Raw genomic sequence first — 22,849 nt, forward strand, 5'->3', positions numbered from 1 at the left:
AAGGGCTCTCGGCACGTTTCCTCCATCACCGGATCGGCTAGCCGCCCCTGGGGCGGGTGTCCGGCTGTCTCGTGCCGGACCATTCCGGCCCGGCAGCCCATTTACGGGAGTACACCATTGCACAGGGGACGGGGGCTTGGCGATAGTTGTCAGCGCTACTTGTAACTGACTTAACCGCGCGAACCGCTCACTTATTCTCATCTCGGGCGTCATCGCCCGTTTCGTTCGGCCCAACCCCGACCTTCGACTGTACCGGAGGCCGCCGCCTCGACCGAACGAGTGGGTCTCATCCGCTTCGATGCCCGGTGGCCAGGGCCGCCACGTCGGTCATCAGCAGACTGTCGATCTGCTCTGGAGCGAACCAGGCGGCCGCCGCGGTGGAGCCGCCGGCGAGTTCGGTCACCACCGCCTCGGTCGGGTTGTCGACGCGTACCCGATAGATCACCCGGACCCCGTGCCAGTCCAGCGGTCGCCCCTCGGGACCGAGCGCGGCGGGATTGTGCAAATTGTCGACCGCCAGCAGGTCGACCACCCGGCCGAGCTGGCCGGCCTCCTCCACCAGCTCGCGCAGCAGCCCGGCCGCCGGTTGCTCGCCGTGATCGGTGCCGCCGCCGGGCAGATGCCACCTCCCGGCCCCCGGATACCCGTCGGCGATCATCGTGAGCAGCACCCGCCCGGCCGGATCGGTGACCAGCCCGTACGCGGCGAAACGCTGCCGCCGGTCGACGGTGGGGGTGGCCGGGGCGGGTGGCAGGGCTCGGGGCAGGTCGGCCGGCAGGGGAGAGACGGGAATCCCGAGCAGCTCGGCGGTGAATGGCATCAGCGGCCGGCCCGCCGCCTCGTCCGGCGTGAACCAGCCCAGCTCGTCGCTGCCGCCGGCCGGCTCGGGGCGGAGTGTGCCGCCGCGCCCCTCGACGTCGAAGACCAGTCGGTCGGTGTGCAGCGCGACGCCCGCGTCCCCGAAGACGGCCACGTCGGCGACGGCGGCCCGGATCGTGGTCACTGCGACGTCCAGCCCGGTCTCCTCGGCGAACTCGCGGACCACTGCGGTCTCGGGATGCTCCGCGTGCTTGATGCCGCCACCAGGCAACTGCCACACCCCCGGATACGGACACCCGGCCGACCCCCGGGCCAACAGCACCCGCCCGAACCCGTTCCGCAGCACCCCGTACGCCCCGACCCGCCGCCGCTCCTCCACCCGCACCACTCCCCGCATCGCCGCTACCCCGTCGATCATGAGGTTAGCGCCACGGAGAAGGACCTACCGCACGTCAACCTCATGATCATCCGGAGAGGGGCGGGTCAGATGAGTTGGGCGGCCTGGACGGCTTCGGCGGTCACCTCGGTGAGGCGGTCCGTCGGGAGGGCGTTGAGCTCCTCGCGGCGGAACCAGCGGGCCTCGCAGGTCGAGCCGCCCACGTCGACCACCGTGGGCGGGGCCGGCTGGTCGACGACCACCCGGTAGAAGGCGCGTACGCCGTGCCAGTCGATCGGGTAGCCCTCCGGGCCGAGCGAGGCGGCGTCCCGGTGGCTGGCGACGCCGAGCAGCTCGACCAGGCGGCCGTTCTGCCCGGTCTCCTCCACCAGCTCGCGGATCAGCGCCGCGCCCGGCTGCTCGCCGTAGTCGGTGCCGCCGCCCGGCAGGTGCCAGCAGCCGGCACCGGGATAGCCGTCGGAGACCCGGGTGAGCAGCACCCGCTCCTCCGGATCGGTCACCACCGCGTACGCGGCGAAGCGCTGCGCGCGATGGAGCCCGTCGGGGCCGGGGACCGCGTAGAACGAGGGAAACTCCGGAACCTCCTCCGGCACGATGTCGGCCGTGGCGGAGGAGAGGCCCAGGGCCCGCGCGGTGAACGAGCGCAGCGGCAGCTCCCGGGCCTCGTCGAGGGTGACCCAGCGGGCCAGGTCGGTCGGCCGGCCCTCCCGGTCGGTCAGCGTCCCGCCCCGTACCAAGACCTGGTAGAGCAGGCGGTCGGTGTGGATGGTGATGCCGCGCTCGGGCAGGGACCGCATGTCGGCGATCACGTCCCGGAGCCCGGATACGGCCACCGAGAGGCCGGTCTCCGCCGCGGTTTCCCGGACGACGGTGTGGTTCGGGTCCTCACCGTGGTCGACCGCCCCGCCGGGCAGCGACCAGGTGCCCGGTGTGCCGGAGCGCGCCGATGCGCGGACCAGCAACACTCGGTCGTCTGAATCAGCACAAACTGCGTATGCCGCGATCCTGCGAAGCGGCTCCAGCGTGGTGGTCACGGGGTCGAATTCTCCCCCGGCCCGGTTACGGCCATCGAGAAGAGTCGGATTCCTGACTCTGGTCTGGCGTATCAGGGATTGGTCAGGGTAATAGTCCGGGCGGTCACCGAGGTTTTCAGCCGCCGGACGCGGGACCGTTGAGCCATGACCTACCAGAGCCCCTTCCAGGCCCCGTACAGGCAGCTCCGTCGGCCCGTCACCGACCGGATGGTGGCCGGCGTGGCCAGCGGCCTCGGCCGCTACTTCGCCGTCGACCCCACCCTGGTCCGGGTCGGCTTCGCCGTCGCCACGCTGTTCAGCGCCGGGCTCGCCGCGCTGGCGTACCTGGTCATGTGGTTCCTGATGCCGGAGGAGCCGGCCGGCGCCGCCGCCTGGCCGCACGCGCCGGGCACCACCCCGGGCTGGCCGCCCACGCCGCCGACGCCGCCCGCCACGTGAGGCGGGGTCACTCCCACTCGATGGTGCCCGGCGGCTTGCTGGTTACGTCCACGACCACCCGGTTGACCTCGGCGACCTCGTTGGTGATCCGGGTGGAGATCCGGGCGATCACCTCGTAGGGCAGCCGGGACCAGTCGGCGGTCATCGCGTCCTCGCTGGAGACCGGGCGCAGCACCACGGGGTGGCCGTACGTGCGCCCGTCGCCCTGCACCCCGACGCTGCGCACGTCGGCCAGGAGCACCACCGGGAACTGCCAGACATCCCGGTCCAGGCCGGCGACGGAGAGCTCCTGCCGGGCGATCAGGTCAGCCTTGCGGAGCACCGCGAGCCGTTCCTCGTCGACCGCGCCGATGATCCGGATGGCCAGGCCCGGGCCCGGGAACGGGTGCCGCCAGACCATCGCCTCGGGCAGCCCCAGCTGCAGGCCGAGCGTGCGGACCTCGTCCTTGAAGAGCGTGCGCAGCGGCTCGACCAGGGCGAACTTCAGGTCCTCCGGCAGGCCACCGACGTTGTGGTGGCTCTTGATGTTGGCGGTGCCGGTGCCGCCGCCGGACTCCACCACGTCCGGGTACAGGGTGCCCTGCACCAGGAACTCGACGTCGCCGTGCGCGGCGATCTCCCGGGCGGCGGCCTCGAAGACCCGGATGAACTCCCGACCAATGATCTTGCGCTTCTGCTCGGGGTCGGTGACCCCGGCCAGCGCCCCGAGGAAGCGCTCCCGGGCGTCGACCACCTTGAGCTTGATGCCGGTGGCCGCCACGTAGTCCTTCTCCACCTGCTCGGCCTCACCGGCGCGCAGCAGACCGTGGTCGACGAAGACGCAGGTGAGCTGGTCACCGACAGCCTTGTGCACCAGTGCCGCCGCGACCGCCGAGTCGACGCCGCCGCTCAGGCCACAGATGACCTCCTTGTCGCCGACCTGCTCGCGGATCCGGGCGACCTGCTCGTCGATGATGTTCTCGGGCGTCCAGGTCGGCTCGATGCCGGCGATGTCGTAGAGGAAGCGGGTGAGCATCTCCTGCCCGTGCGCGGTGTGCCCGACCTCCGGGTGGAACTGCACGCCGGCCCGCCGCCCGGCCAGATCCTCGAACGCGGCGACCGGCGCGCCCGCGGACTCGGCGGTGACCGCGAAACCGGCCGGCGCCTCGGTGACGCAGTCGCCGTGGCTCATCCAGACCGGCAGGTCGTCCGGAAGATCGCGAAGCAGGACGCCGGCCTCGGCACGGGCGTGCAGCGGGGTACCGCCGTACTCCCGGTTGCCGGTCCTGGACACGGTGCCGCCGAGCGCCTGGGCCATCGCCTGGAAGCCGTAACAGATGCCGAAAACCGGCACCCCGGCGTCGAACATGCCGGCGTCGACCTGCGGGGCCTCCGGGGCGTAGACGCTGGCCGGGCCGCCGGACAGGATGATCGCGGCAGGGTTCTTCGCCAGCATCTCGGCGACCGGCATGGAGTGCGGGACGATCTCCGAATAGACCCTCGCCTCGCGTACGCGGCGCGCGATGAGCTGGGCGTACTGGGCTCCGAAGTCCACCACGAGGACGGGGCGAGGCGTGCTCATGTGCAGAAAGCCTACCGACAGTCACCGGCGGTTCGGACGCGCCCCGGCTGCCAGGTTGTTAACAGGGGGCCCCTGCTCTACCGGAGGCGTTAACAGGGGCCCCTCCTTACCGCAGGGCGGCGGGGGCGTGGGCGGGGACGGCGGGGTGGCGCGGGGCGACCGGGTCCAGCCTGCGGTACGCCGAGCCGGACGGCGGGCGGGGATCCGCCTCCCCCTTGTTGGGCCAGAACGACATGGCCCGCTCGGCCTGCGCGGTGATGGTCAACGACGGGTTGACCCCGAGGTTCGCCGAGACCGCCGCGCCGTCCACCACGTGCAGCCCCGGGTGGCCGTAGACCCGGTGGTACGGGTCGATCACCCCGCGCTCGGGGGTGGCCCCGATCACCGCCCCGCCGAGGATGTGCGCGGTCATCGGGATGTCGAACGGCTCGGTGAGCGCGCCGCCGGGCGTACCGCCGATCTCCTCGGCGAGCAGCCGGACGGCCTGGTTGCCGGCCGGGATCCAGGTCGGGATGGGCGCGCCGGGCCCGGGGCCGGAGACCAGCCGCCGGCCGAACACGCCCCGGCGGAGCCGGGTGGTGAGCGAGTTGTCCGCCGACTGCATGACCAGGGCGATCACGGTCCGCTCGGACCAGCGGCGGACGGAGAGCATCCGGGCGGCGAGCCCGGGCTGCCGGACGATGCTGCCCAACCAGCGCCGGACCCGGCGCGGGCCGCCGTCGACCAGCAGCGACTGCAGCAGGCCCATCGCGTTCGAGCCTCGGCCGTAGCGAACCGGCTCGATGTGGGTCTGCGGGTCCGGGTGGAACGAGCTGGTGATCGCCACCCCGTCGGTGAAGTCGAGCCCGCGTCGCCGCGCCTGCCGGCCGCCGACCGAGGCGCCGAGGACCGCCTCCGAGTTGGTCCGGGTCAGCTCGCCGAGACGGGGCGAGAGCCCGGGCAGCGCCCCGCTGGCCCGCATCCGGTGCAGCAGCCGCTGGGTGCCCAACGCGCCGGCCGCGAAGACCACCTGGTCGGCGTGGATCACCTGACGGTGCCGGCGCAGCCAGGCACCGGTGCGCTCGGTGTGCACCGCGTACCCGCCGCCGGTGGCCGGCCGGACCGCGGTCACCGTGGTCAGCGGATGCACCTGCACGCCCAGCCGCTCGGCCAGCCAGAGGTAGTTCTTGACCAGGGTGTTCTTCGCGCCGTGCCGGCATCCGGTCAGGCACGAGCCGCAGTGGGTGCACCCGGTGCGGTCCGGCCCGGCCCCACCGAAGTACGGGTCGGCCGCCCGCTCGCCGGGCCGGCCGATGTGCACGCCGACGGGGGCGGCGTGGAAGGTGTGCCCCACCCCCATCCGCTCGGCCACCGCCCGCATCGCCCGGTCCGCCCCGGTGACCATCGGGTACGCGGTGACCCCGAGCATCCGCTTCGCCTGGTCGTAGTGGCGGGCCAGTTCGTCGCGCCAGTCGGTGATGTCCCGCCACTGCGGATCGTGGTAGAACGCATCGAGGGGCTCGTAGAGGGTGTTCGCGTAGACGAGGGAGCCGCCGCCCACCCCCGCGCCGGAGAGCACCAGGACCGCGCCGCCGGCCTTCCGGGCGGCCGAGCGCAGCAGGTCGATCCGTTGCAGGCCGTAGCAGCCGAGCCTCGGGGCCCACAGAAATCGCCGGACCCGCCAGGATGTCTCCGGAAACTCGTCGTCGGCGAAGCGTCGGCCCGCCTCCAGGAGGCCGACCGTGTAGCCCTTCTCGGCCAACCGGAGCGCGGTGACGCTGCCGCCGAAGCCGGACCCGATGACGACCACGTCGTACCGCATGAACGCATCATTACCGACGGGTAGCCATAGCGCCAGTGACAGTTCGTCGCAGATCATGCAGAGCGCCTGACGGAACGGCTCCGGATGCACCCGCCTCCGGTGCACCATGACGCGGTACCGGGAGAAGGGGACCACCATGACCGGCACGAGGCCGAGACGACGTTGGCCGCTGGTGCTGGCGGCTCTGGCGGCGGTGCTGCTGGTCGCCGCCGGGGCGGTGGTGACCACCCGGCTGATCTCCCGCCCGACCCCCGACTCGGGCACCGGCCCGGCCACGCCCACGCCGTCCACCGCCACGCCCGCCGCCCCGACCCCCAGCCCCACCCCACCGCCGGGAGCCGACCTCACCGGCCCGCTCAACCTGCTGCTCGTCGGGGTGGACACCCGGGTCAGCGTGCCGGGCTGGGAACCGCACGCCGACGCGGTGCTCATCCTGCACGTGCCGGCCGGGCTGGACCGGGCGTACCTCTTCTCACTCCCCCGCGACCTGGTGGTGGACATCCCGGCCTACCCGAAGTCCGGCTACCCCGGCGGCCGCACCAAGCTGACCCACGCGATGAGCTACGGCAGCCGGGTGCCCGGCGACAAGGGCCACCCGAGCGCCGCGCAGGGGTACGAGCTGGTGCGCACCACGGTCAGCCGCTACACCGGGCTGCGCCTCGACGCCGGCGCGGTGCTCACCTTCAACGGCTTCGACAAGCTGGTCGACACCCTCGGCGGCGTGGACCTCTATGTCGACCAGCGGGTCGCGTCGATTCACCGCCGGCCCGACGGGCGGTACCGGGACCGGGTCGGCGACAACTACACCGGACCGCAGATGGTCTACGAGAAGGGCGAGCGCCACCTGACCGGCTGGCAGGCGTTGGACTACGCCCGGCAGCGCTACACCGCCGGCGGCGACTACACCCGGCAGCGGCACCAGCAGCAGCTGATCCGGGCGCTGGCCCGCGGCATCCTCGACCAGGGGCTGGCCCGGGACCCGGCGCGGGTCGAGCAGGTGACGGACGCTCTCGGCGACACCCTGGTGTACGCCGGCGGCGGGCGCCAGCTGGTGGAATTCGCGTACGCCCTGGGCGGGTTGGACGCGGACGCCTTCGTCCTGGTCGGGCTTCCCGGCGACGCGGTCAGCAGCGGCGGCTCCTACCAGGGCGAGCAGCTCCTGCCCGTGGGCCGGCAGTTCCTCGCCGCGCTGCGCGACGGCACCGCCGATTCCTTCCTCGCCGCGCACCCGAAGCTGCGGGTGAAGACCTGAGCCAAGGTGTTAGTAGGGGGCCCCTGCTTACGGCGGGGTAGCGCCGCTCAGCCAGGCGTCGAACAGCGGGCCCAGCGGCCGTCCGGCGATCCGCTCGGCGTACGCGACGAAGTCGGCGGTCGTGGCGGTGCCGTCCCGCCGCTCGGCCAGCCAGCCGCGCAGGATCCGGAAGAAGGTCTCGTCGCCGACCGCGCGGCGCAGCGCGTGCACGGCGAGCGCGCCGCGCTGGTAGACCGCCGGGCCGAACATGGCTCCGCGCCCCGGGTTGACGGACGGTTTCGTCCAGTCGGTCGCCGCGTACCGCTCGGCGAAGGCCTGCGCCACGCTGCGGCCGCCGTCGTGCTCGGTCCAGAGCCATTCCGCGTACGTGGCGAAGCCCTCGTTGAGCCAGATGTCGCTCCACCGGGCCAGCGAGACGCTGTCCCCGAACCACTGGTGGGCCAGCTCGTGCGCGACCACCACGGTGTTCGGCCGGTCGCCCCGGAAGAAGGCCGGACCGTAGACCGGCCGGGTCTGGGTCTCCAGCGCGTACCGGATGCGCTCGTCGGCGACCGCGATCCCGCCGTACGCGTCGAACGGGTACGGCCCGAACCGGTCGGCCAGGAAGTCGGCGATCTCGCCGGTGCGCGCCAGCGCGGCGGCGGCCGGCCCATCCGCCGGCAGCTCGGCGGCGACCGCGGTGACCAGCGGTTTCCCGGCGTGCGTGCCGGTCGACACGCGGTAGTCGCCGATCACCAACGTGGTCAGGTAGCTGGCCATCGGTGTGCCCTCGGACCAGCGCCAGGTAGTCCAGCCATCCTTCGTGGACTGTCCCTTCGGCACCCCGTTGCTCAGCGCGGCGAGCCCGTCCGGAACGGTCACCTCGATGTCGTAGGTGGCCTTGTCGGAGGGGTGGTCGTTGACCGGGAACCAGGTGCTCGCCGACTCGGGCTGACCGAGGGCGATCGCGCCGTCCGTCGTGGTCTGGAAGCCGCCGTCGCCGAGCTCGTCGCTGTGCAGCGGTTGCGGCACGCCGCCGTACGACACCTCGACGACGAACCGTTTGCCCGCCGGCAGGCCGTGCGCCGGGGTGATCACCAGCTCGTTGCCGGCACGCCGGTGTTTCGCCACGGCGGCGTCGACGAGCACCCGGTCGACGGTGAGGCCGGCGAGGTCGAGGTCGAACCGGGACAGAGCGGCGGTGGCGGTGACGGTGACGGTGGCCTGGCCGGTGAGCCGCTTGCCGGTCGGGTCGTAGCGGACCTTCAGCGCGTAGTGGTCGACGTCGTAGCCACCGTTGCCGGCCCCCGGCACATACGGATCACCGACGTCCACCGCCCCAGCCCGGAACCCCCCGCCGCCACCCTCGTCAGTGCACCCGCCCACCCCCACCGCAACGCCCACCCCCACCGCAACGCCCACCCCCACCGCACCCCACCGCCGCCCCCAAGCCACGCGCCGAGCCTAGCCGCCAGCAGCGTCGATCATGGGGTCGTGGTGGATTACAAACCGGAAATACGGGGCAATCCGGGAGCCACAACTCCATGATCGGCGGGCGAAGAGGGGTCAGCGGTCGAGGATTAGGGCTACTTTTTGGAACTCTTTGAGGTCGCGGTAGCCGCATTTGGCCATCGCGCGGCGGAGGCCGCCGAAGAGGTTGAGCTGGCCGTACGGCTCGTCGGCCGGACCGAAGAGGAGCTTCTCCATCTTGCCGAGCGGCTCGCCGGCCACCTCAAACGCGCCTCGGGGCAGGGACGGGTGGCTGGCGGCCGAGTGCCACCAGGCGCCGCCGGCCGGGGCCTCCTCGCAGACCGCGAGCGGCTCGCCGAGCATCACCGCGTCGGCGCCGCAGCCGAGCGCCTTGGCGATGTCGCCGGAGGTCTGGATGTCTCCGTCGGCGATCAGGTGCACGTACCGACCGCCGGTCTCGTCCAGGTAGTCGCGGCGGGCCGCGGCGGCGTCGGCGATGGCGGTGGCCATCGGCACCCGGATGCCGAGCACCGACTCGGTGGTCGACCAGTCGTCGCCGCCGATCCCGACGATCACGCCGGCCGCGCCGGTCCGCATGAGGTGCAGCGCGGTCTTGTAGTCGGTGCAGCCGCCGACGATGACCGGCAGGTCGAGGTCGGCGATGAACTCCTTGAGGTTCAACGGCTCGTCGGTGGTGGAGACGTGCTCGGCGGAGACGATGGTGCCCTGGATGACCAGGATGTCCACGCCGGCGTCGAGGATCACCGGGGCGAGCGCGAGGGTGTGCTGCGGGGAGACCCGGACGGCCACCGTGCCGCCACCGGCCCGCAGCTCGCGGACCCGCTCGGCGATCAGGTCGGGGCGGATCGGCTCGGCGTAGACCTCCTGGAGGCGCTTGGTGGTCCGGGCCTCCTCGTCCAGGTCGGCCAGCTCCTCCAGCACCTTGGTCGGGTTCTCGTAGCGGGTCCAGAGGCCCTCGACGTTGAGCACGCCGAGGCCGCCGAGCTGGCCGAGCCGCACCGCCGAGGCGGGGCTCATCGTCGCGTCGGACGGGTGCCCGACGCAGGGGATGCCGAACTGGTACGCGTCGAGCTGCCACGCGGTGGAGACGTCGTCGACGTCCCGGGTGCGGCGGCTCGGCACGATGGCGATGTCGTCCAGGTGGTAGCCGCGCTGCGCGGTCTTGCCCAGCCCGATCTCGACCACGTCACGCATGGGAACTCCAGGTGGTTGGGGGTGATGGTCAGCGGGAGTGGTAGTTGGGCGCCTCAACGGTCATCTGGATGTCGTGCGGGTGGCTCTCCTTGAGCCCGGCCGCGGTGATCCGGATGAGCTGGCCCCGCTGGTGCAGCTCGGCGATGGTCTCGGCGCCGGCGTACCCCATGGCCAGCCGCAGCCCGCCGACGAGCTGGTGGGCCACCTGGGCGAGCGGGCCCCGGTAGGGGACCTGGCCCTCCACGCCCTCGGGGACCAGCTTCTCGTCGCTGGTCACGTCCTGCTGGAAGTAGCGGTCCTTGGAGTACGACTTGGCCTGGCCGCGGGACTGCATCGCGCCGAGCGAGCCCATCCCCCGGTAGGCCTTGTACTGCTTGCCGTTGATGAAGATCAGCTCGCCGGGGCTCTCCTCGCAGCCGGCCAGCAGGCCGCCGAGCATCACCGTGTCGGCGCCGGCGACCAGGGCCTTGGCGATGTCGCCGGAATATTGGATGCCGCCGTCGCCGATCACCGGCACGCCGGCCGGGCGGGCCGCCCGGGCGGCCTCCATGATCGCCGTGATCTGCGGCACGCCCACCCCGGCGACGATCCGGGTGGTGCAGATGGCACCCGGACCGACACCTACCTTGACGCCGTCCGCGCCGGCCTCGACCAGCGCCTTCGCGCCGGCGTAGGTGGCGATGTTGCCGCCGACGATGTCGATGGCGACGTCCTTCTTGAGCCGGGCGACCATCTCCAGCACGGCCCGCTGGTGGCCGTGCGCGGTGTCCACGATCAGCATGTCGACGCCCGCGTCGACCAGCGTGCGGGCCCGCTTGTACGCGTCCTCGCCCACGCCGATCGCGGCGGCCACCCGCAGTCGGCCGGCGGAGTCCTTGGTGGCGTTCGGATACTGCTCGCTCTTGGTGAAGTCCTTGACCGTGATCAGCCCGCGCAGCTTGCCCGCGTCGTCGACGATCGGCAGCTTCTCCACCTTGTGCTGGCGCAGCAGATCGAGCGCCGCGTCCTTGCTCACCCCGACCGGGGCGGTGATCAGCGGGGTCCGGGTCATGATCTCGCGGACCGGGGTGGCCGGGTCGGAGACGAAGCGCATGTCGCGGTTGGTGACGATGCCGACGAGCTGGCCCTGGCCGTCGACCAGCGGCACGCCGGAGATCCGGTAGCGCCCGCAGAGCGCGTCGACGTCGCGGAGGGTGTCGTCCGGGCTGGCGGTCACCGGGTTGGTGATCATGCCCGACTCGGAGCGCTTCACCAGGTCGACCTGGAGCGCCTGGTCCTCCATCGAGAGGTTGCGGTGCAGCACGCCGATGCCGCCCTGGCGGGCCATGGCGATTGCCATCCGCGCCTCGGTGACGGTGTCCATCGCGCTGGAGAGCAGCGGGATGTTCAGCTCGATGTTGCGGGTGAGTCGGGTGCGGGTGTTGACCCGGCTGGGCACGATGTCCGACTCGCCCGGCTGGAGCAGCACGTCGTCGAAGGTCAGCCCGAGCGGCACCACCCGCGCCGAGCCGGCCGGCAACTCGGGCAGATGACCGGCCAGCTCGCCGCCGTTGGCGCCGGCGGGAAGGTCGGTGCTGGGCGAATTCTCCACGATTGCTCCCCTGAGCTGGTCGGACGGGCTTCAGCGAGGCGGCGCGCGCGGGCACCGGCGGGCGCCGGAAATGACGGCGCGTGGCTTCATCGTACCCACTGGGCTGCGCCGGCCCGGGCAGCGGCGGGGCCCCGGTAGGCACCGCCACAGGTGTGCCCAGGGGCGGACTTTCCGGTGCGCCGGGGTCTACGGTGAGGGGGTGCACGACGAGCCCATCGACCCCTTCAGCGGCGACCCGGCCGATCCGGCTGCTGATTTGCACGACCCGCGCGAGGACGACCCGATCGACCCGCTGACCGAGGTCGAGCGCCAGGATGTCCTGGAGGACCTCGCCGACCTGGAGATCTATCAGGCGTTGCTCCAGCCGATCGGGGTGCGCGGCCTGGTCATCGAGTGCGAGGACTGCCGCGAGCCGCACTACTTCGACTGGGACCTGCTCCGGGGCAACCTGCGCCACCTGCTCAACTCCGGCCGGCCCCGGTTGCACGAGCCGGCGTACGACCCCGACCCCGACCACTACGTCAGCTGGGACTACGCCCGGGGTTACGCCGACGGCGTGCACGACACCCTGACCGAGGGCACCGAGGAAGACGTCCCCGCCGAGGACTGACCGAGCCGGCCGGGCCCGGCCGGCTCGGACTCAGGGCCGGCTCGGACTCAGGCGACCAGACCGGCTCGGAAGCCCGCCGCCACAGCGTGCGCCCGGTCGCGCGCACCCAGCTTGCGGAAGAGCCGACGGGCGTGCGTCTTGACGGTGTCCTCGGAGACGAACAACTCCCGCCCGATCTCCGCGTTGCTCTTCCCCTCGGCCATGCCGAGCAGCACCTGAAGCTCCCGCTCGGTCAACCCCATCGCACTGCGGGCGCTCGCCCGCTGGGGGCCGCCCGCCCGGGTCGGTTCCGGCTCGCCGCCGGCCGCTTCGGCCGGGTCGTCGCCACGCTGCACCGGGACCACCGTGGGCGCGCCCTCCGCGGCGCCCGCCGGCCAGGCGGGCGGCCCGCCCGGCGTACGCGTCGATGCGGCCGGGCGGGGCGACCCACCGACCGCAGCGGCGTCCCGGGCCGGGTCGGTCACTCGGTGCCGGGCCGGTCGCCCGGGAGCGGCGAGCAGCAGCAACGCCTTTGCCACCGCGCTGGTGAGATCGTGGTCGGCACCCTGGATGAGCCCCCGCGCGCCGGCGCTGATGGTGGCCGCCGCGGCCTCCGACTCCTCGGCGCCGAGGAGCAGCACGGCGGCCTGGGGAGCGCGGGCGAGCACCCGGCGGACGAAGCCCGCGCTGTCCGGCCGGGTGAGGGCGGTGTCGGCGAGCACCACGTCGACCGGGCGCTCGGCGAGCCGCAGCATCACCTCGGGGTCGGAGACCGCCGTCCGGACGGCCCCGGCCAGCCCGAGCCGCGCCGCCGCGGAGGTCAGGTGCTGGGCCGCGAGTGGTGTCCGAACGCACACGAGAACGCTACGCACAGTGGTCTCCTCTCCGCCTCAGAGCAGACCACGACGGGGTCGGCCAGGGAGGAGGTTCCGGGCAATCATCCGAACTTTTCCGACAGATGGGGCATATGCCGCTAGTTGTCCGAGGTCTCGATCACAGATGTGTGAGCGCGAGCAGGCCCGGGTACCGAGGGGGCAGCCGGAACCGGCAGGAAGAGGGGTGCTGATGTCGAACGTACGCAGACTGCCTGGGCCCATCATCGACCTCTGGGACTGGCAGCGGCTCGGTGCCTGTCGAGGGCGGGACAGCGCGCAGTTCTTCCACCCGGACGGTGAGCGCGGCTCGTCGCGCCTGCGCCGCGAGTCGGATGCCAAGACCGTCTGCCGGGCCTGTCCCGTGCGGGCCGAGTGCGCCGCGCACGCCCTGTCGGTCCGTGAGCCCTACGGGGTGTGGGGTGGGTTCAGCGAGTCGGAACGGCTCCGGCTGCTCGCCCTCGGCTGGGAGGACCTGGCCGACCGCCGGCAGTCGCGGGTCGACGTGGCCCGGCTGGAGTCGCGCCTCGGCGCGACGCACCGGTCCGCGGTGCCGGAGCAGCGCCGGATCGCCTGACCCGCCCCCACCACCATCCCGATGACGCGTCCCAAGCTCCGGGTGTCGGCTCGCTCGCACGCGACCGCCATGCCTCACGGCAGCGGCCCACCTCCCGCGGTCCGGTGCGCCCGGCGCAAGCTGTCCTTCGGGCGCTACGAACTTGATGACGTGGATGATTCAGGTCGCGCACGGGGGTGGCCGAGGACAGGCTGGGACCAGCCGAGCAACGGCGACGCCAGCGGCGCAGAAGCGGGCGTGCCCGAGGACAGCGGCGGCGCGGGCGAGGTGGGCGAGACCGGTCGGACGCGGGTCTCGACAGGGGCGGGGTACCCCGCCGACCACCTGCCGGTGTGCCGTTTGCTGGACGGCCGCCGGGCTGGGGCCGGTGAATCGTTTACGTCATCAACTTCGTAGCGTCCCCGACCAACACCCGGCCCGTCAGCAGTTCAGGAGCAATACGGATCAGGGCACACCGCTCGGGAGGCGGTGTGCCCTGATCGACTGCCGTTACGGCCTCAGACTCAGAAGCCCGGGCCGTGCTGGTGGCCGTGACCGTGGCCGTGACCGCCGGCGGCGGCCGGCTCGGCCTTCTCCGGCTTCTCCACCACCAGGCTCTCGGTGGTGAGCAGCAGCCCGGCGATCGAGGCGGCGTTGGTGACCGCGTTGCGGGTCACCTTCACCGGGTCGAGGATGCCGGACTTGACCAGGTCGACGTACTCACCGGTGGCGGCGTCGAGGCCGTTGCCCCACTCCTTGCCGGCGACCTTCTGCACCACCACATAGCCGTCGTGGCCGGCGTTCTGGGCGATCCAGCGCAGCGGCTCGACCAGCGCCTTGCGCACGATCGAGACGCCGACCTTCTCGTCACCGGTCAGGCCCAGGTGGTCGTCGAGCACCGGCAGGATCTGGACCAGGGCGGCGCCGCCACCCGGGACCGTACCCTCCTCGACCGCGGCCTTGGTCGCGGCGATGGCGTCCTCGATGCGGTGCTTGCGCTCCTTCATCTCGACCTCGGTGGCCGCGCCGACCTTGATCACGGCGATGCCGCCGGAGAGCTTCGCCAGCCGCTCGGCCAGCTTCTCCCGGTCCCACTCGGAGTCCGAGGCCTCGATCTCCTTGCGGATCTGGGCAACCCGGTCGGCGACCTCGGACGCCTGGCCGCCGCCGTCGACGACGGTGGTGTTCTCCTTGTCGACCACCACGCGACGGGCGGTGCCGAGCACCTCCAAGCCGACCTGGTCGAGCTTGTAGCCCAGCTCCGGGGCAACCAGCTCGGCGCCGGTCAGAATCGCCATGTCCTGGAGCATCGCCTTGCGACGGTCACCGAAACCGGGGGCCTTGACCGCGCAGACCTTGAGGGTCTTGCGGATGGCGTTGACCACCAGCGTCGACAGCGCCTGGCCCTCGACGTCCTCGGCGATGATGAGCAGCGGCTTGTTCTGCTGGAGGACCTTCTCCAGCAGCGGCAGCAGCTCCTCGATCGCCGAGATCTTCTGCGTGGTGATCAGGATGTACGGGTCCTCCAGGACCGACTCCTGCCCCTCCACGTCGGTGACGAAGTTCGGCGAGATGAAGCCCTTGTCGAACTGGAGCCCCTCGGTCACCTCCAGCTCGGTGACGAGCGCGGAGCCCTCCTCGACGGTGATGACACCATCGCGGCCGACCTTCTCCATCGCCTCGGCGATCAGCTCGCCGATGGTGGCGTCCTGCGCGGAGATCGTCGCGACGTGCGCGATCGACTCCTTGCCGGAGACCTCAACGGCCTTGCCGAGCAGCGCCTCGGAGACCTGCCGGGCCGCCGCGTCGACGCCCCGCTTGAGGCCGGTCGGGTTGGCCCCGGCGGCCACGTTGCGCAGGCCCTCGCGGACCATCGCCTGGGCCAGCACGGTCGCGGTGGTGGTCCCGTCACCGGCGACGTCGTTGGTCTTGGTCGCCACCTCCTTGACCAGCTGCGCGCCGAGGTTCTCGTACGGGTTGGTGAGCTCGATCTCCTTGGCGATGGTCACGCCGTCGTTGGTGATCGTGGGCGCACCGAACTTCTTGTCCAGGACGACGTTGCGCCCGCGCGGGCCGAGGGTGACCTTGACCGCGTCGGCGAGGGCGTTGACACCGTGCTCCAGCAGGTGCCGGGCATCGTCCGAGAAGCTGAGGATCTTTGCCATCAGTATCCCTTCGAAGCGACGTTGCCCCGGCCCGGCGAGCCGGACCGGGGCAACGACACTGATCGGTTGCTTACTTCTCGATGACCGCGAGGACGTCGCGGGCGGAGAGCACCAGGTACTCCTCGCCGGCGTACTTGACCTCGGTGCCGCCGTACTTCGAGTAGAGAACGGTGTCGCCGACCTTCACGTCGAGCGGCACACGGTTACCCTTGTCGTCGATCCGGCCCGGGCCGACAGCGAGGACGGTGCCCTCCTGCGGCTTCTCCTTGGCGGTGTCGGGGATCACGATGCCCGACGCCGTGGTGGTCTCAGCCTCGTTCGCCTGGACCACGATCCGGTCCTCGAGCGGCTTGATCGCAACCTTGGTCGCGGTAGTCACGGGCATACCCTCCTGGGGTACTGGTTTCGTTGCCGGTCGGCACGCCGACCGGCGTCAATCTGCCACATGCCACCGGGCGGGGCCGTCGTCGCGGGTGCCGGTCCGCCTGGCGTCAACCCCCGGACACGCGGGCCCGGGAGTTGGCACCCTCAGGGTGAGAGTGCTAATCGCAGGTTATTCCTCGGCTAGCACTCCGTCAAGGAGAGTGCCAACCCGCCGCCCGGCGCGTCGCGCGCTGCCCGGACAATGAGCGGGTGGATCTCGACCAGCTCGCCGCCCTGCGTACCCCCGAGGGGTCGGCCGCGCTCGCGGCGGCCACCGAGGTCGCCGGCGGTGATCCGCTGACCGCGGCGGCCCGGCTCCGCTCGGCGGGGTTCCCGGCCGGGTTGGCCGCCGCCGCGCTCACCCAGGCCGAGCTGCGCCGCCGGGCGGCCGGCAAGTTCGGGCCGGAGGCCGCCGGCATGTTCCTCACCCGCCCCGGGCTGGAGCAGGCCACCCGTCGGGTAGTCGCCGACCGACGGGCCGCCCGGCTGCGCGCCGCCGGGGTGCGCAGCCTCGCCGACCTGGGCTGCGGCCTCGGCGCGGACGCGCTCGCCGCCGCCCGCGCCGGCATCCGGGTGTACGGGGTGGAGGCCGACCCGGTGACCGCCGCGATGGCCGCCGCGAACGCCGAGGCGGCCGGACTGGCCGAATTGTTCAACGTCGAGTGTGGCGACGCGACGGCCTTCGACGTGACCCGGGTGGACGCCGTCTTCTGCGACCCGGCCCGGCGGAAGGCGGGCACCGGCCGCCGGATCTTCGACCCGAACGCCTACTCGCCGCCCTGGGACTTCGTCACCGGGCTGGCCGAGCGGGCGCCCCGGACCGTGGTGAAGGTGGCCCCGGGGCTGGACCACGCGCTGATCCCGCCGGGTGCCGAGGCGGAATGGGTCAGCGTCTCCGGCGACCTGGTCGAGGCCGCCCTCTGGTGCGGTGCACTGGCCGACCTCCCCCGCCGCGCCACCCTGTGCAAGGAAGGGCCCCCTGTTAACGCCTCCGGTAGAGCAGGGGCCCCCTGTTATCAGCTCACCGGCAGCGGCGACGCCGAGGCGCCCGTCGGCACCGTCCGCCGTTACCTGTACGACCCGGACCCGGCCGTGGTCCGCGCGCACCTGGTCGCCGAACTGGCCGTGGAACTGGGCGCGACCCTGGCCGACCCGAGCATCGCCTACCTCTACGCCGACACGCCGGTAGCCACCCCGTTCGCCCGCTGCCTGGAGATCACCGATGTGCTGCCGTTCTCGCTGAAGCGGCTGCGCGCCCTGCTCCGGGAGCGCCGGGTGGGCCGGGTGGAGATCCTCAAGCGCGGCTCGGCGCTGGAGCCGGAGAAGCTGCGCCGCGACCTGAGGCTCGCCGGCGAGGCGGCGGCCAGCCTGGTGCTGACCCGGGTTGACGGCGCGCCGACCGTGCTGCTCTGCCAGCCGCTGCCGGGTTGAGCACGGTCGGCACCGGGTTGAGGACGGTCTGCGCCGGGCTGAGGATGGTTGGCGCGGGATTAGGCTCGCCGGCCGGCACCGGGCGGGTTAGCTTGTCGGGCATGGCGGGACAGGGCACTCCGGCGACGGCGCTGCTGGCGAAGCGGAAGATCAGGCACAGCACCCACCCGTACGACGTCTCCCCGGATGCGCCGAACTACGGTGCCCTGGTCGCGGCGGCCCTCGGGGTGCCGCCGGAGCGGGTGTTCAAGTCGCTGGTCACCGAGGTCGACGGCGGGCTCACCGTGGCGGTCGTGCCGGTCACCGGGGATCTGGACCTCAAGGCCCTGGCCGCCGCCGTTGGCGGCAAGCGGGCCACCATGGCCGACCGGGCCGCCGCCGAGCGGGCCACCGGCTACGTGCGGGGCGGAATCAGCCCGCTCGGCCAGCGCAAGCGGTTGCCCACTGTGGTCGACGCGTCCGCGCTGGGCCATCCGAGTGTCTATGTCTCGGCGGGTCGTCGGGGGCTTCAACTGCAACTCGCCCCGGCGGACCTGGTCGCGCTGACCGACGCCGTCACCGCGCCGATCGCCGCGGCCTGAGCCCAGTCGCAGCCCACCTGAGGCCAGCCGAGCAACCGGAGGCCAGTGGCGTTGCTGAATTGTTATCGCCGCCAACAAACTTCCGACTTCGACAGTCTTGCATGCGCCGTGAGGCGGGGAATACGTTGCCGGACACAACAAAAACACCATCCCCCACCTCCGGAAAGGACCCTGCACATGCGCAAGGGCTTCCTCACCTTCGCTGCCGCCGGCCTGCTGGCCGCCGGCAGCATGGCCGCCTGTGGTGACAACGGCGGCTCCGACCAGGGCCGCGGCGACTCAGCCAAGAAGCCGAAGATCGGCGTGATCCTCCCGGACAGCAAGTCCTCCGCGCGGTGGGAGACCGCGGACCGCAAGTACCTGGAGGAGGCGTTCAAGGCCGCCGGCGTCGAGGCCAAGATCGACAATGCTCAGGACGACAAGAACGCCTTCCAGACCATCGCCGACACGATGATCAACGAAGGCGTAACCGTCCTGATGATCGTCAACCTGGACTCCGGCACCGGCAAGGCCGTGCTGGACCGGGCGAAGTCCCAGGGTGTGGCCACCATCGACTATGACCGGCTCACCCTCGGCGGCTCGGCGGCGTACTACGTCAGCTTCGACAACGAGGCGGTCGGCAAGCTCCAGGGCGAGGGTCTGGTCAAGTGCCTGACCGACAAGGGCGTCAAGAACCCGACGATCACCTACCTCAACGGCTCGCCGACGGACAACAACGCCACCCTGTTCAAGAACGGGTACGACTCGGTGCTCAAGCCGAAGTTCGACTCGAAGGAATACACCAAGGCCGCCGACGACTCCGTACCGAAGTGGGACAACGCCGAGGCCGGCACGATCTTCGAGCAGCAGCTCACCAACGCCGGCGGCAAAATCGACGGGGTGCTCGCCGCCAACGACGGTCTCGGCAACGCGGCCATCTCGGTGCTGAAGAAGAACAAGCTCAACGGCAAGGTCCCGGTGACCGGCCAGGACGCCACCGCCGAGGGCCTGCAGAACATCCTCGCCGGTGACCAGTGCATGACCGTCTACAAGGCGGTCAAGAAGGAGGCGGACGCCGCCGCCGGGCTGGCCATCGCACTCGCCAAGGGCGAGAAGAAGGACACCGGCCAGACTGTCAAGGACCCGGAGGGCGGCCGGGACGTGCCGGCCGTGCTGCTGGAGCCGAAGGCGATCTTCAAGGACAACGTCAAGGACGTCGTTGACGACGGCTACGTGACCAAGGAAGAGCTCTGCGCCGGGGCGTACGCCAAGCTCTGCGCCGACGCCGGCATCAGCTGACCTTTTCCTGCCCGTTTCAGGCGGCGCCGCCCGGCACGCATACTCCGCGCCGGGCGGCGCGTCGCCGGACGGCATCCGAGATCTCTCTCCGCGCAAAGGAGACCCCCGTGCCCGCCACCCCCCTGCTGGAACTGCGCGGGATCGACAAGAGCTTCGGTCCCGTCCAGGTGCTGCGCGACGTCGGCTTCGCCGCACACCCCGGCGAGGTCACCGCGCTGGTCGGCGACAACGGCGCCGGCAAGTCGACCCTGGTCAAGTGCATCAGCGGCATCTATCCCACGGACGCCGGCGAGTTCCTCTTCGACGGCCAGCCGGTGAGCATCCACGGCCCGCGCGACGCGGCCGCGCTCGGCATCGAGGTCGTCTACCAGGACCTCGCGCTCTGCGACAACCTCGACATCGTCCAGAACATGTTCCTCGGGCGGGAGCGGCGCAGCGGCATCGTGCTCGACGAGCCGGCCATGGAGCAGTTGGCCGCCGAGACCCTGGCCGGGCTGAGCGTCCGCACGGTGAAGTCGCTGCGTCAGCACGTCTCCAGCCTCTCCGGTGGCCAGCGCCAGACCGTGGCGATCGCCAAGGCGGTGCTCTGGAACAGCAAGCTGGTCATCCTGGACGAGCCGACCGCCGCACTCGGCGTCGCGCAGACCGCGCAGGTGCTGGAGCTGGTCCGCCGGCTGGCCGACAAAGGGCTGGCCGTGGTGCTCATCTCGCACAACATGAACGACGTCTTCGCCGTCTCCGACCGGATCGCCGCGCTCTACCTCGGCCAGATGGTCGCCCAGGTGAAGGCCAGCGACATCACCCACTCCCAGGTGGTCGAGCTGATCACGGCTGGCCGCTCCGGCAGCCTCGGCCTCCCCGCCGACCCGGCCCCGGGCAGCAACGGCACCGGCGCCGAGCCCGCCGACCCCACTCCAGGAGCCGTCCGATGACCACCACCGCCGTGAAGAATGAGGGGCCCGCCGCCGTCACACCGGTGCCCACCGTCGGCAGTCACCTCCGCAACTACTGGCATCGGGTACGCGGAGGCGACATCGGCGCGTTTCCCGCCGTCGGCATGCTCGTCGTGCTCTGCGTCGGCTTCTCGGTCGCGCGCCCGGCCTTTGTCACCGCCGGCAACTTCGCCAACCTCTTCACCCAGGGCGCGGCCGTCGCCCTGATCGCGATGGGGCTGGTCTTCGTCCTGCTGCTCGGCGAGATCGACCTCTCCGCCGGCTTTGCCAGCGGAGTCTGCGCCGCGGTCCTGGCCAACGTGGTGACCGTCCTCGGCTACCCCTGGTACCTGGCGGTCCTCGCCGCCATCGCCACCGGGCTGGTCATCGGCACGCTCCTGGGCTTCCTGGTGGCGAAGGTCGGCATCCCCTCCTTCGTGGTGACCCTCGCCGGCTTTCTCGCCTTCCAGGGCATCGCGCTGATGCTCATGAAGGAGGGCGCGAACATCTCGGTCCGCGACGACGTGCTGCTGGCCATCGCCAACCGAAACTTGCCCCCCGCGGTCGGCTGGCTGCTGGCTGCTGTGGCGGTCGCCGGCTACGCGGCGGTGCAGTTGCTCCGACACCGGCAGCGCGCCGCCCGCGGCCTGCTGACCGACCCGATCGCAGTGGTCCTCGCCCGGATCGGCGCGCTGGCCCTGGTCCTCGGCGTGGCGGTCTTCATCCTCAACCTGGAGCGCAGCCACAACGTCCTGATCACCTCGCTCAAGGGCGTGCCGATCGTGGTGCCGCTCATCGCGACGCTGCTGATCGTCTGGACCTTCGTGCTGCAGCGCACCAGCTACGGCCGACACGTCTACGCCGTCGGCGGCAACCAGGAGGCGGCCCGCCGGGCCGGTATCAACGTCGACCGGATCCGGATCTCGGCCTTCGTGATCTGCTCCGGCATGGCGGCCATCGGCGGCATCGTGGCGGCCAGCCGGGCCAACTCGGTCGACCCCAACACCGGTGGCAGCAGCGTCCTGCTCTACGCCGTCGGCGCGGCGGTCATCGGCGGCACCAGCCTCTTCGGCGGCAAGGGCCGGGTGCTCGACGCGGTGCTCGGCGGTGCGGTGATCGCCGTCATTGACAACGGGATGAGCCTGATGCGATACAGCTCGGGCGTCAAGTACGTGGTCACCGGCATCGTCCTGCTCGGGGCCGCCACCATCGACGCGCTGTCCCGCCGGCGGGCCGCCGCCACCGGCACCCGCTGACCCCGTTACGCGAGATGGTTGTGGCAATGCGCGCAGGTCCGAGCCAGGACGAGATTCGCCGGCAGAACCTGGGCGCGTTGCTGCGGTACGTGCACGTGCACGGCGCCACCACCCGCGCCGAGTTGACCTCCGCGCTCGGGCTGAACCGCAGCACGATCGGGGCGCTCACCGCCGACCTGGCCGGCGCCGGTCTGGTCAGCGAGGGCGCCCCGAAGGAGACCGGCCGGGCCGGGCGGCCGTCGCTGGTCGTCCGGCCCGAGTCGGAGCGGATCTACGCGTACGCGTACAGCGTGGAGGTGGACCGGCTGCGGGCCGCGCGGGTCGGTCTCGGCGGTGCGGTGCTCGACCGCCGGGAGCTGGACCGGCCCCGGAATCTGGTCGCCGAAGAGACCGCGCCGCTGCTGGCCGGCGCGGTCAAGGAGATGCACCAGTCGACGCCGCCGGACGCGATCTGCGTCGGTGGCGGGGTCGCGGTCTGCGGCATGGTGCGCCGCGCGGACGGCCTGGTCCGGCTGGGCCCGACCACCGGCTGGGTGGACGAGCCGATTGGCGCGGCGCTCGCCGCCGAGCTGGGCATCGACGTACCGATCACCGTGGGCAATGTGGCGGACGTGGCCGCCTTCGCCGAGCATGCCCGGGGCGTCGCGGCCGGCTGTCACAACGTCATCTACCTGTACGGGGATGTCGGCGTCGGGGCCGGCATCATCGCCGGCGGGCGGCGACTGACCGGGCACGGCGGGTACAGCGGCGAGGTCGGCCACATGGTGGTGGTCCGCGACGGCGCGCCCTGCGACTGCGGGCGCCGGGGCTGCTGGGAGACCGAGATCGGCGAGCACGGGCTGTTGCGGGCCGCCGGCCGCTCCGAGGCCCGGGGCCGGGAGGCGCTGCTGGCCGTCTTCGACGCGGCCGATCGGGGCGACGCCCGCGCCCAGGGTGCGGTCCGCCAGGCCGGTGACTGGCTCGGCTTCGGCGTGGCGAACCTGGTCAACATCTTCAACCCGGAGATGGTCATCTTCGGCGGCACGATGCGTGACCTCTACCTGGCCGCCGCCGCCCAGGTCCGCAGCCGGCTCAACTCCAACGGGCTGCCCGCCTGCCTGGAGCACGTCCGGCTGCGTACGCCGATGCTGGGCGCGGACGCGGCGCTGATCGGCGCCGCCGAGCTGGCCTTCGAACGACTCCTCGCCGACCCCCTCGACGTGGGTTGAC

The 22,849-nt window shown here is 72.0% G+C and carries 20 protein-coding genes; 10 read left to right on the top strand and 10 right to left on the bottom strand.

What is annotated here, in order from left to right; genetic code table 11:
- Nucleotides 1–286: 286 nt before the first annotated feature.
- Complete coding sequence (locus tag ABZ671_RS06735) at nt 287–1,198, bottom strand: NUDIX domain-containing protein (protein WP_357852607.1); 912 nt, start codon at nt 1,196–1,198, stop codon at nt 287–289.
- A gap of 104 nt (nt 1,199–1,302) precedes the next feature.
- Nucleotides 1,303–2,250: an NUDIX domain-containing protein gene (locus ABZ671_RS06740; protein WP_357852362.1), complete on the bottom strand. Its 948-nt coding sequence runs from the start codon at nt 2,248–2,250 to the stop codon at nt 1,303–1,305.
- Between the two features lie 144 nt (nt 2,251–2,394).
- On the opposite strand from ABZ671_RS06740, the gene ABZ671_RS06745 reads away from it, so the two are divergent.
- Entirely contained in the window at nt 2,395–2,688 is a 294-nt protein-coding gene (locus ABZ671_RS06745) for a PspC domain-containing protein (protein ID WP_357852365.1), read from the top strand.
- Between the two features lie 7 nt (nt 2,689–2,695).
- Here the strand turns inward: ABZ671_RS06745 and guaA are convergent, their stop codons facing one another.
- Both guaA and ABZ671_RS06755 read right to left on the bottom strand, forming a co-directional pair.
- The gene (gene guaA, locus ABZ671_RS06750; RefSeq protein ID WP_357852368.1) at nt 2,696–4,249 is read right to left on the bottom strand and encodes a glutamine-hydrolyzing GMP synthase; all 1,554 of its coding nucleotides are present in this window, start codon (nt 4,247–4,249) and stop codon (nt 2,696–2,698) included.
- A gap of 106 nt (nt 4,250–4,355) precedes the next feature.
- Entirely contained in the window at nt 4,356–6,050 is a 1,695-nt protein-coding gene (locus tag ABZ671_RS06755) for a GMC family oxidoreductase (protein WP_357852371.1), read from the bottom strand.
- A 136-nt stretch (nt 6,051–6,186) separates the two neighbouring features.
- On the opposite strand from ABZ671_RS06755, the gene ABZ671_RS06760 reads away from it, so the two are divergent.
- Nucleotides 6,187–7,302 (top strand): LCP family protein, encoded by a 1,116-nt coding sequence (locus ABZ671_RS06760; protein ID WP_357852374.1) that lies wholly within the window; start codon nt 6,187–6,189, stop codon nt 7,300–7,302.
- 27 nt (nt 7,303–7,329) lie between these two features.
- Here the strand turns inward: ABZ671_RS06760 and ABZ671_RS06765 are convergent, their stop codons facing one another.
- The 3 genes from ABZ671_RS06765 to guaB form a co-directional block, all read right to left on the bottom strand.
- The gene (locus ABZ671_RS06765; protein WP_357852610.1) at nt 7,330–8,685 is read right to left on the bottom strand and encodes a M1 family metallopeptidase; all 1,356 of its coding nucleotides are present in this window, start codon (nt 8,683–8,685) and stop codon (nt 7,330–7,332) included.
- A 162-nt stretch (nt 8,686–8,847) separates the two neighbouring features.
- Entirely contained in the window at nt 8,848–9,966 is a 1,119-nt protein-coding gene (locus ABZ671_RS06770) for a GuaB3 family IMP dehydrogenase-related protein (RefSeq protein ID WP_357852377.1), read from the bottom strand.
- Nucleotides 9,967–9,994: 28 nt separating this feature from the next.
- On the bottom strand, nt 9,995–11,557 hold the full coding sequence (guaB, locus tag ABZ671_RS06775) for an IMP dehydrogenase (protein WP_357852380.1): 1,563 nt from the start codon (nt 11,555–11,557) through the stop codon (nt 9,995–9,997).
- Between the two features lie 199 nt (nt 11,558–11,756).
- Between guaB and ABZ671_RS06780 the strand changes: the two genes are divergently transcribed.
- Nucleotides 11,757–12,167 (top strand): DUF5319 domain-containing protein, encoded by a 411-nt coding sequence (locus ABZ671_RS06780; protein WP_357852383.1) that lies wholly within the window; start codon nt 11,757–11,759, stop codon nt 12,165–12,167.
- 47 nt (nt 12,168–12,214) lie between these two features.
- Here the strand turns inward: ABZ671_RS06780 and ABZ671_RS06785 are convergent, their stop codons facing one another.
- Complete coding sequence (locus tag ABZ671_RS06785; RefSeq protein WP_357852386.1) at nt 12,215–13,018, bottom strand: helix-turn-helix transcriptional regulator; 804 nt, start codon at nt 13,016–13,018, stop codon at nt 12,215–12,217.
- Nucleotides 13,019–13,211: 193 nt separating this feature from the next.
- Here ABZ671_RS06785 and ABZ671_RS06790 point away from each other — a divergent pair, with 193 nt between their 5' ends.
- Nucleotides 13,212–13,595 (top strand): WhiB family transcriptional regulator, encoded by a 384-nt coding sequence (locus tag ABZ671_RS06790; RefSeq protein ID WP_357852389.1) that lies wholly within the window; start codon nt 13,212–13,214, stop codon nt 13,593–13,595.
- A 503-nt stretch (nt 13,596–14,098) separates the two neighbouring features.
- Here the strand turns inward: ABZ671_RS06790 and groL are convergent.
- Together groL and groES are read right to left on the bottom strand one after the other, a co-directional pair.
- On the bottom strand, nt 14,099–15,739 hold the full coding sequence (gene groL, locus ABZ671_RS06795; protein WP_357852392.1) for a chaperonin GroEL: 1,641 nt from the start codon (nt 15,737–15,739) through the stop codon (nt 14,099–14,101).
- 70 nt (nt 15,740–15,809) lie between these two features.
- A complete protein-coding gene (gene groES, locus ABZ671_RS06800; RefSeq protein WP_089005269.1) occupies nt 15,810–16,124 on the bottom strand; it encodes a co-chaperone GroES in 315 nt (104 codons plus the stop codon).
- A 248-nt stretch (nt 16,125–16,372) separates the two neighbouring features.
- Here groES and ABZ671_RS06805 point away from each other — a divergent pair, with 248 nt between their 5' ends.
- From ABZ671_RS06805 to ABZ671_RS06830, 6 genes are all read left to right on the top strand, one after another.
- Nucleotides 16,373–17,593 (top strand): methyltransferase domain-containing protein, encoded by a 1,221-nt coding sequence (locus ABZ671_RS06805; protein WP_357852396.1) that lies wholly within the window; start codon nt 16,373–16,375, stop codon nt 17,591–17,593.
- Between the two features lie 101 nt (nt 17,594–17,694).
- Complete coding sequence (gene ybaK, locus ABZ671_RS06810) at nt 17,695–18,174, top strand: Cys-tRNA(Pro) deacylase (RefSeq protein WP_357852400.1); 480 nt, start codon at nt 17,695–17,697, stop codon at nt 18,172–18,174.
- Nucleotides 18,175–18,351: 177 nt separating this feature from the next.
- Nucleotides 18,352–19,452, top strand: coding sequence for a substrate-binding domain-containing protein (locus tag ABZ671_RS06815; protein WP_357852403.1), 1,101 nt, complete (start codon nt 18,352–18,354; stop codon nt 19,450–19,452).
- A 107-nt stretch (nt 19,453–19,559) separates the two neighbouring features.
- Nucleotides 19,560–20,384, top strand: a complete 825-nt coding sequence (locus ABZ671_RS06820; protein WP_357852406.1) for an ATP-binding cassette domain-containing protein — start codon at nt 19,560–19,562, stop codon at nt 20,382–20,384.
- The gene (locus tag ABZ671_RS06825; protein WP_357852409.1) at nt 20,381–21,640 is read left to right on the top strand and encodes an ABC transporter permease; all 1,260 of its coding nucleotides are present in this window, start codon (nt 20,381–20,383) and stop codon (nt 21,638–21,640) included. The genes ABZ671_RS06820 and ABZ671_RS06825 overlap by 4 nt, the downstream gene beginning before the upstream one ends.
- 26 nt (nt 21,641–21,666) lie before the next feature.
- Nucleotides 21,667–22,848, top strand: coding sequence for an ROK family transcriptional regulator (locus ABZ671_RS06830; RefSeq protein WP_357852412.1), 1,182 nt, complete (start codon nt 21,667–21,669; stop codon nt 22,846–22,848).
- Nucleotide 22,849: the final 1 nt, after the last annotated feature.

Source organism: Micromonospora sp. NPDC006766 (assembly GCF_040636055.1).
GTDB lineage: Bacteria > Actinomycetota > Actinomycetes > Mycobacteriales > Micromonosporaceae > Micromonospora.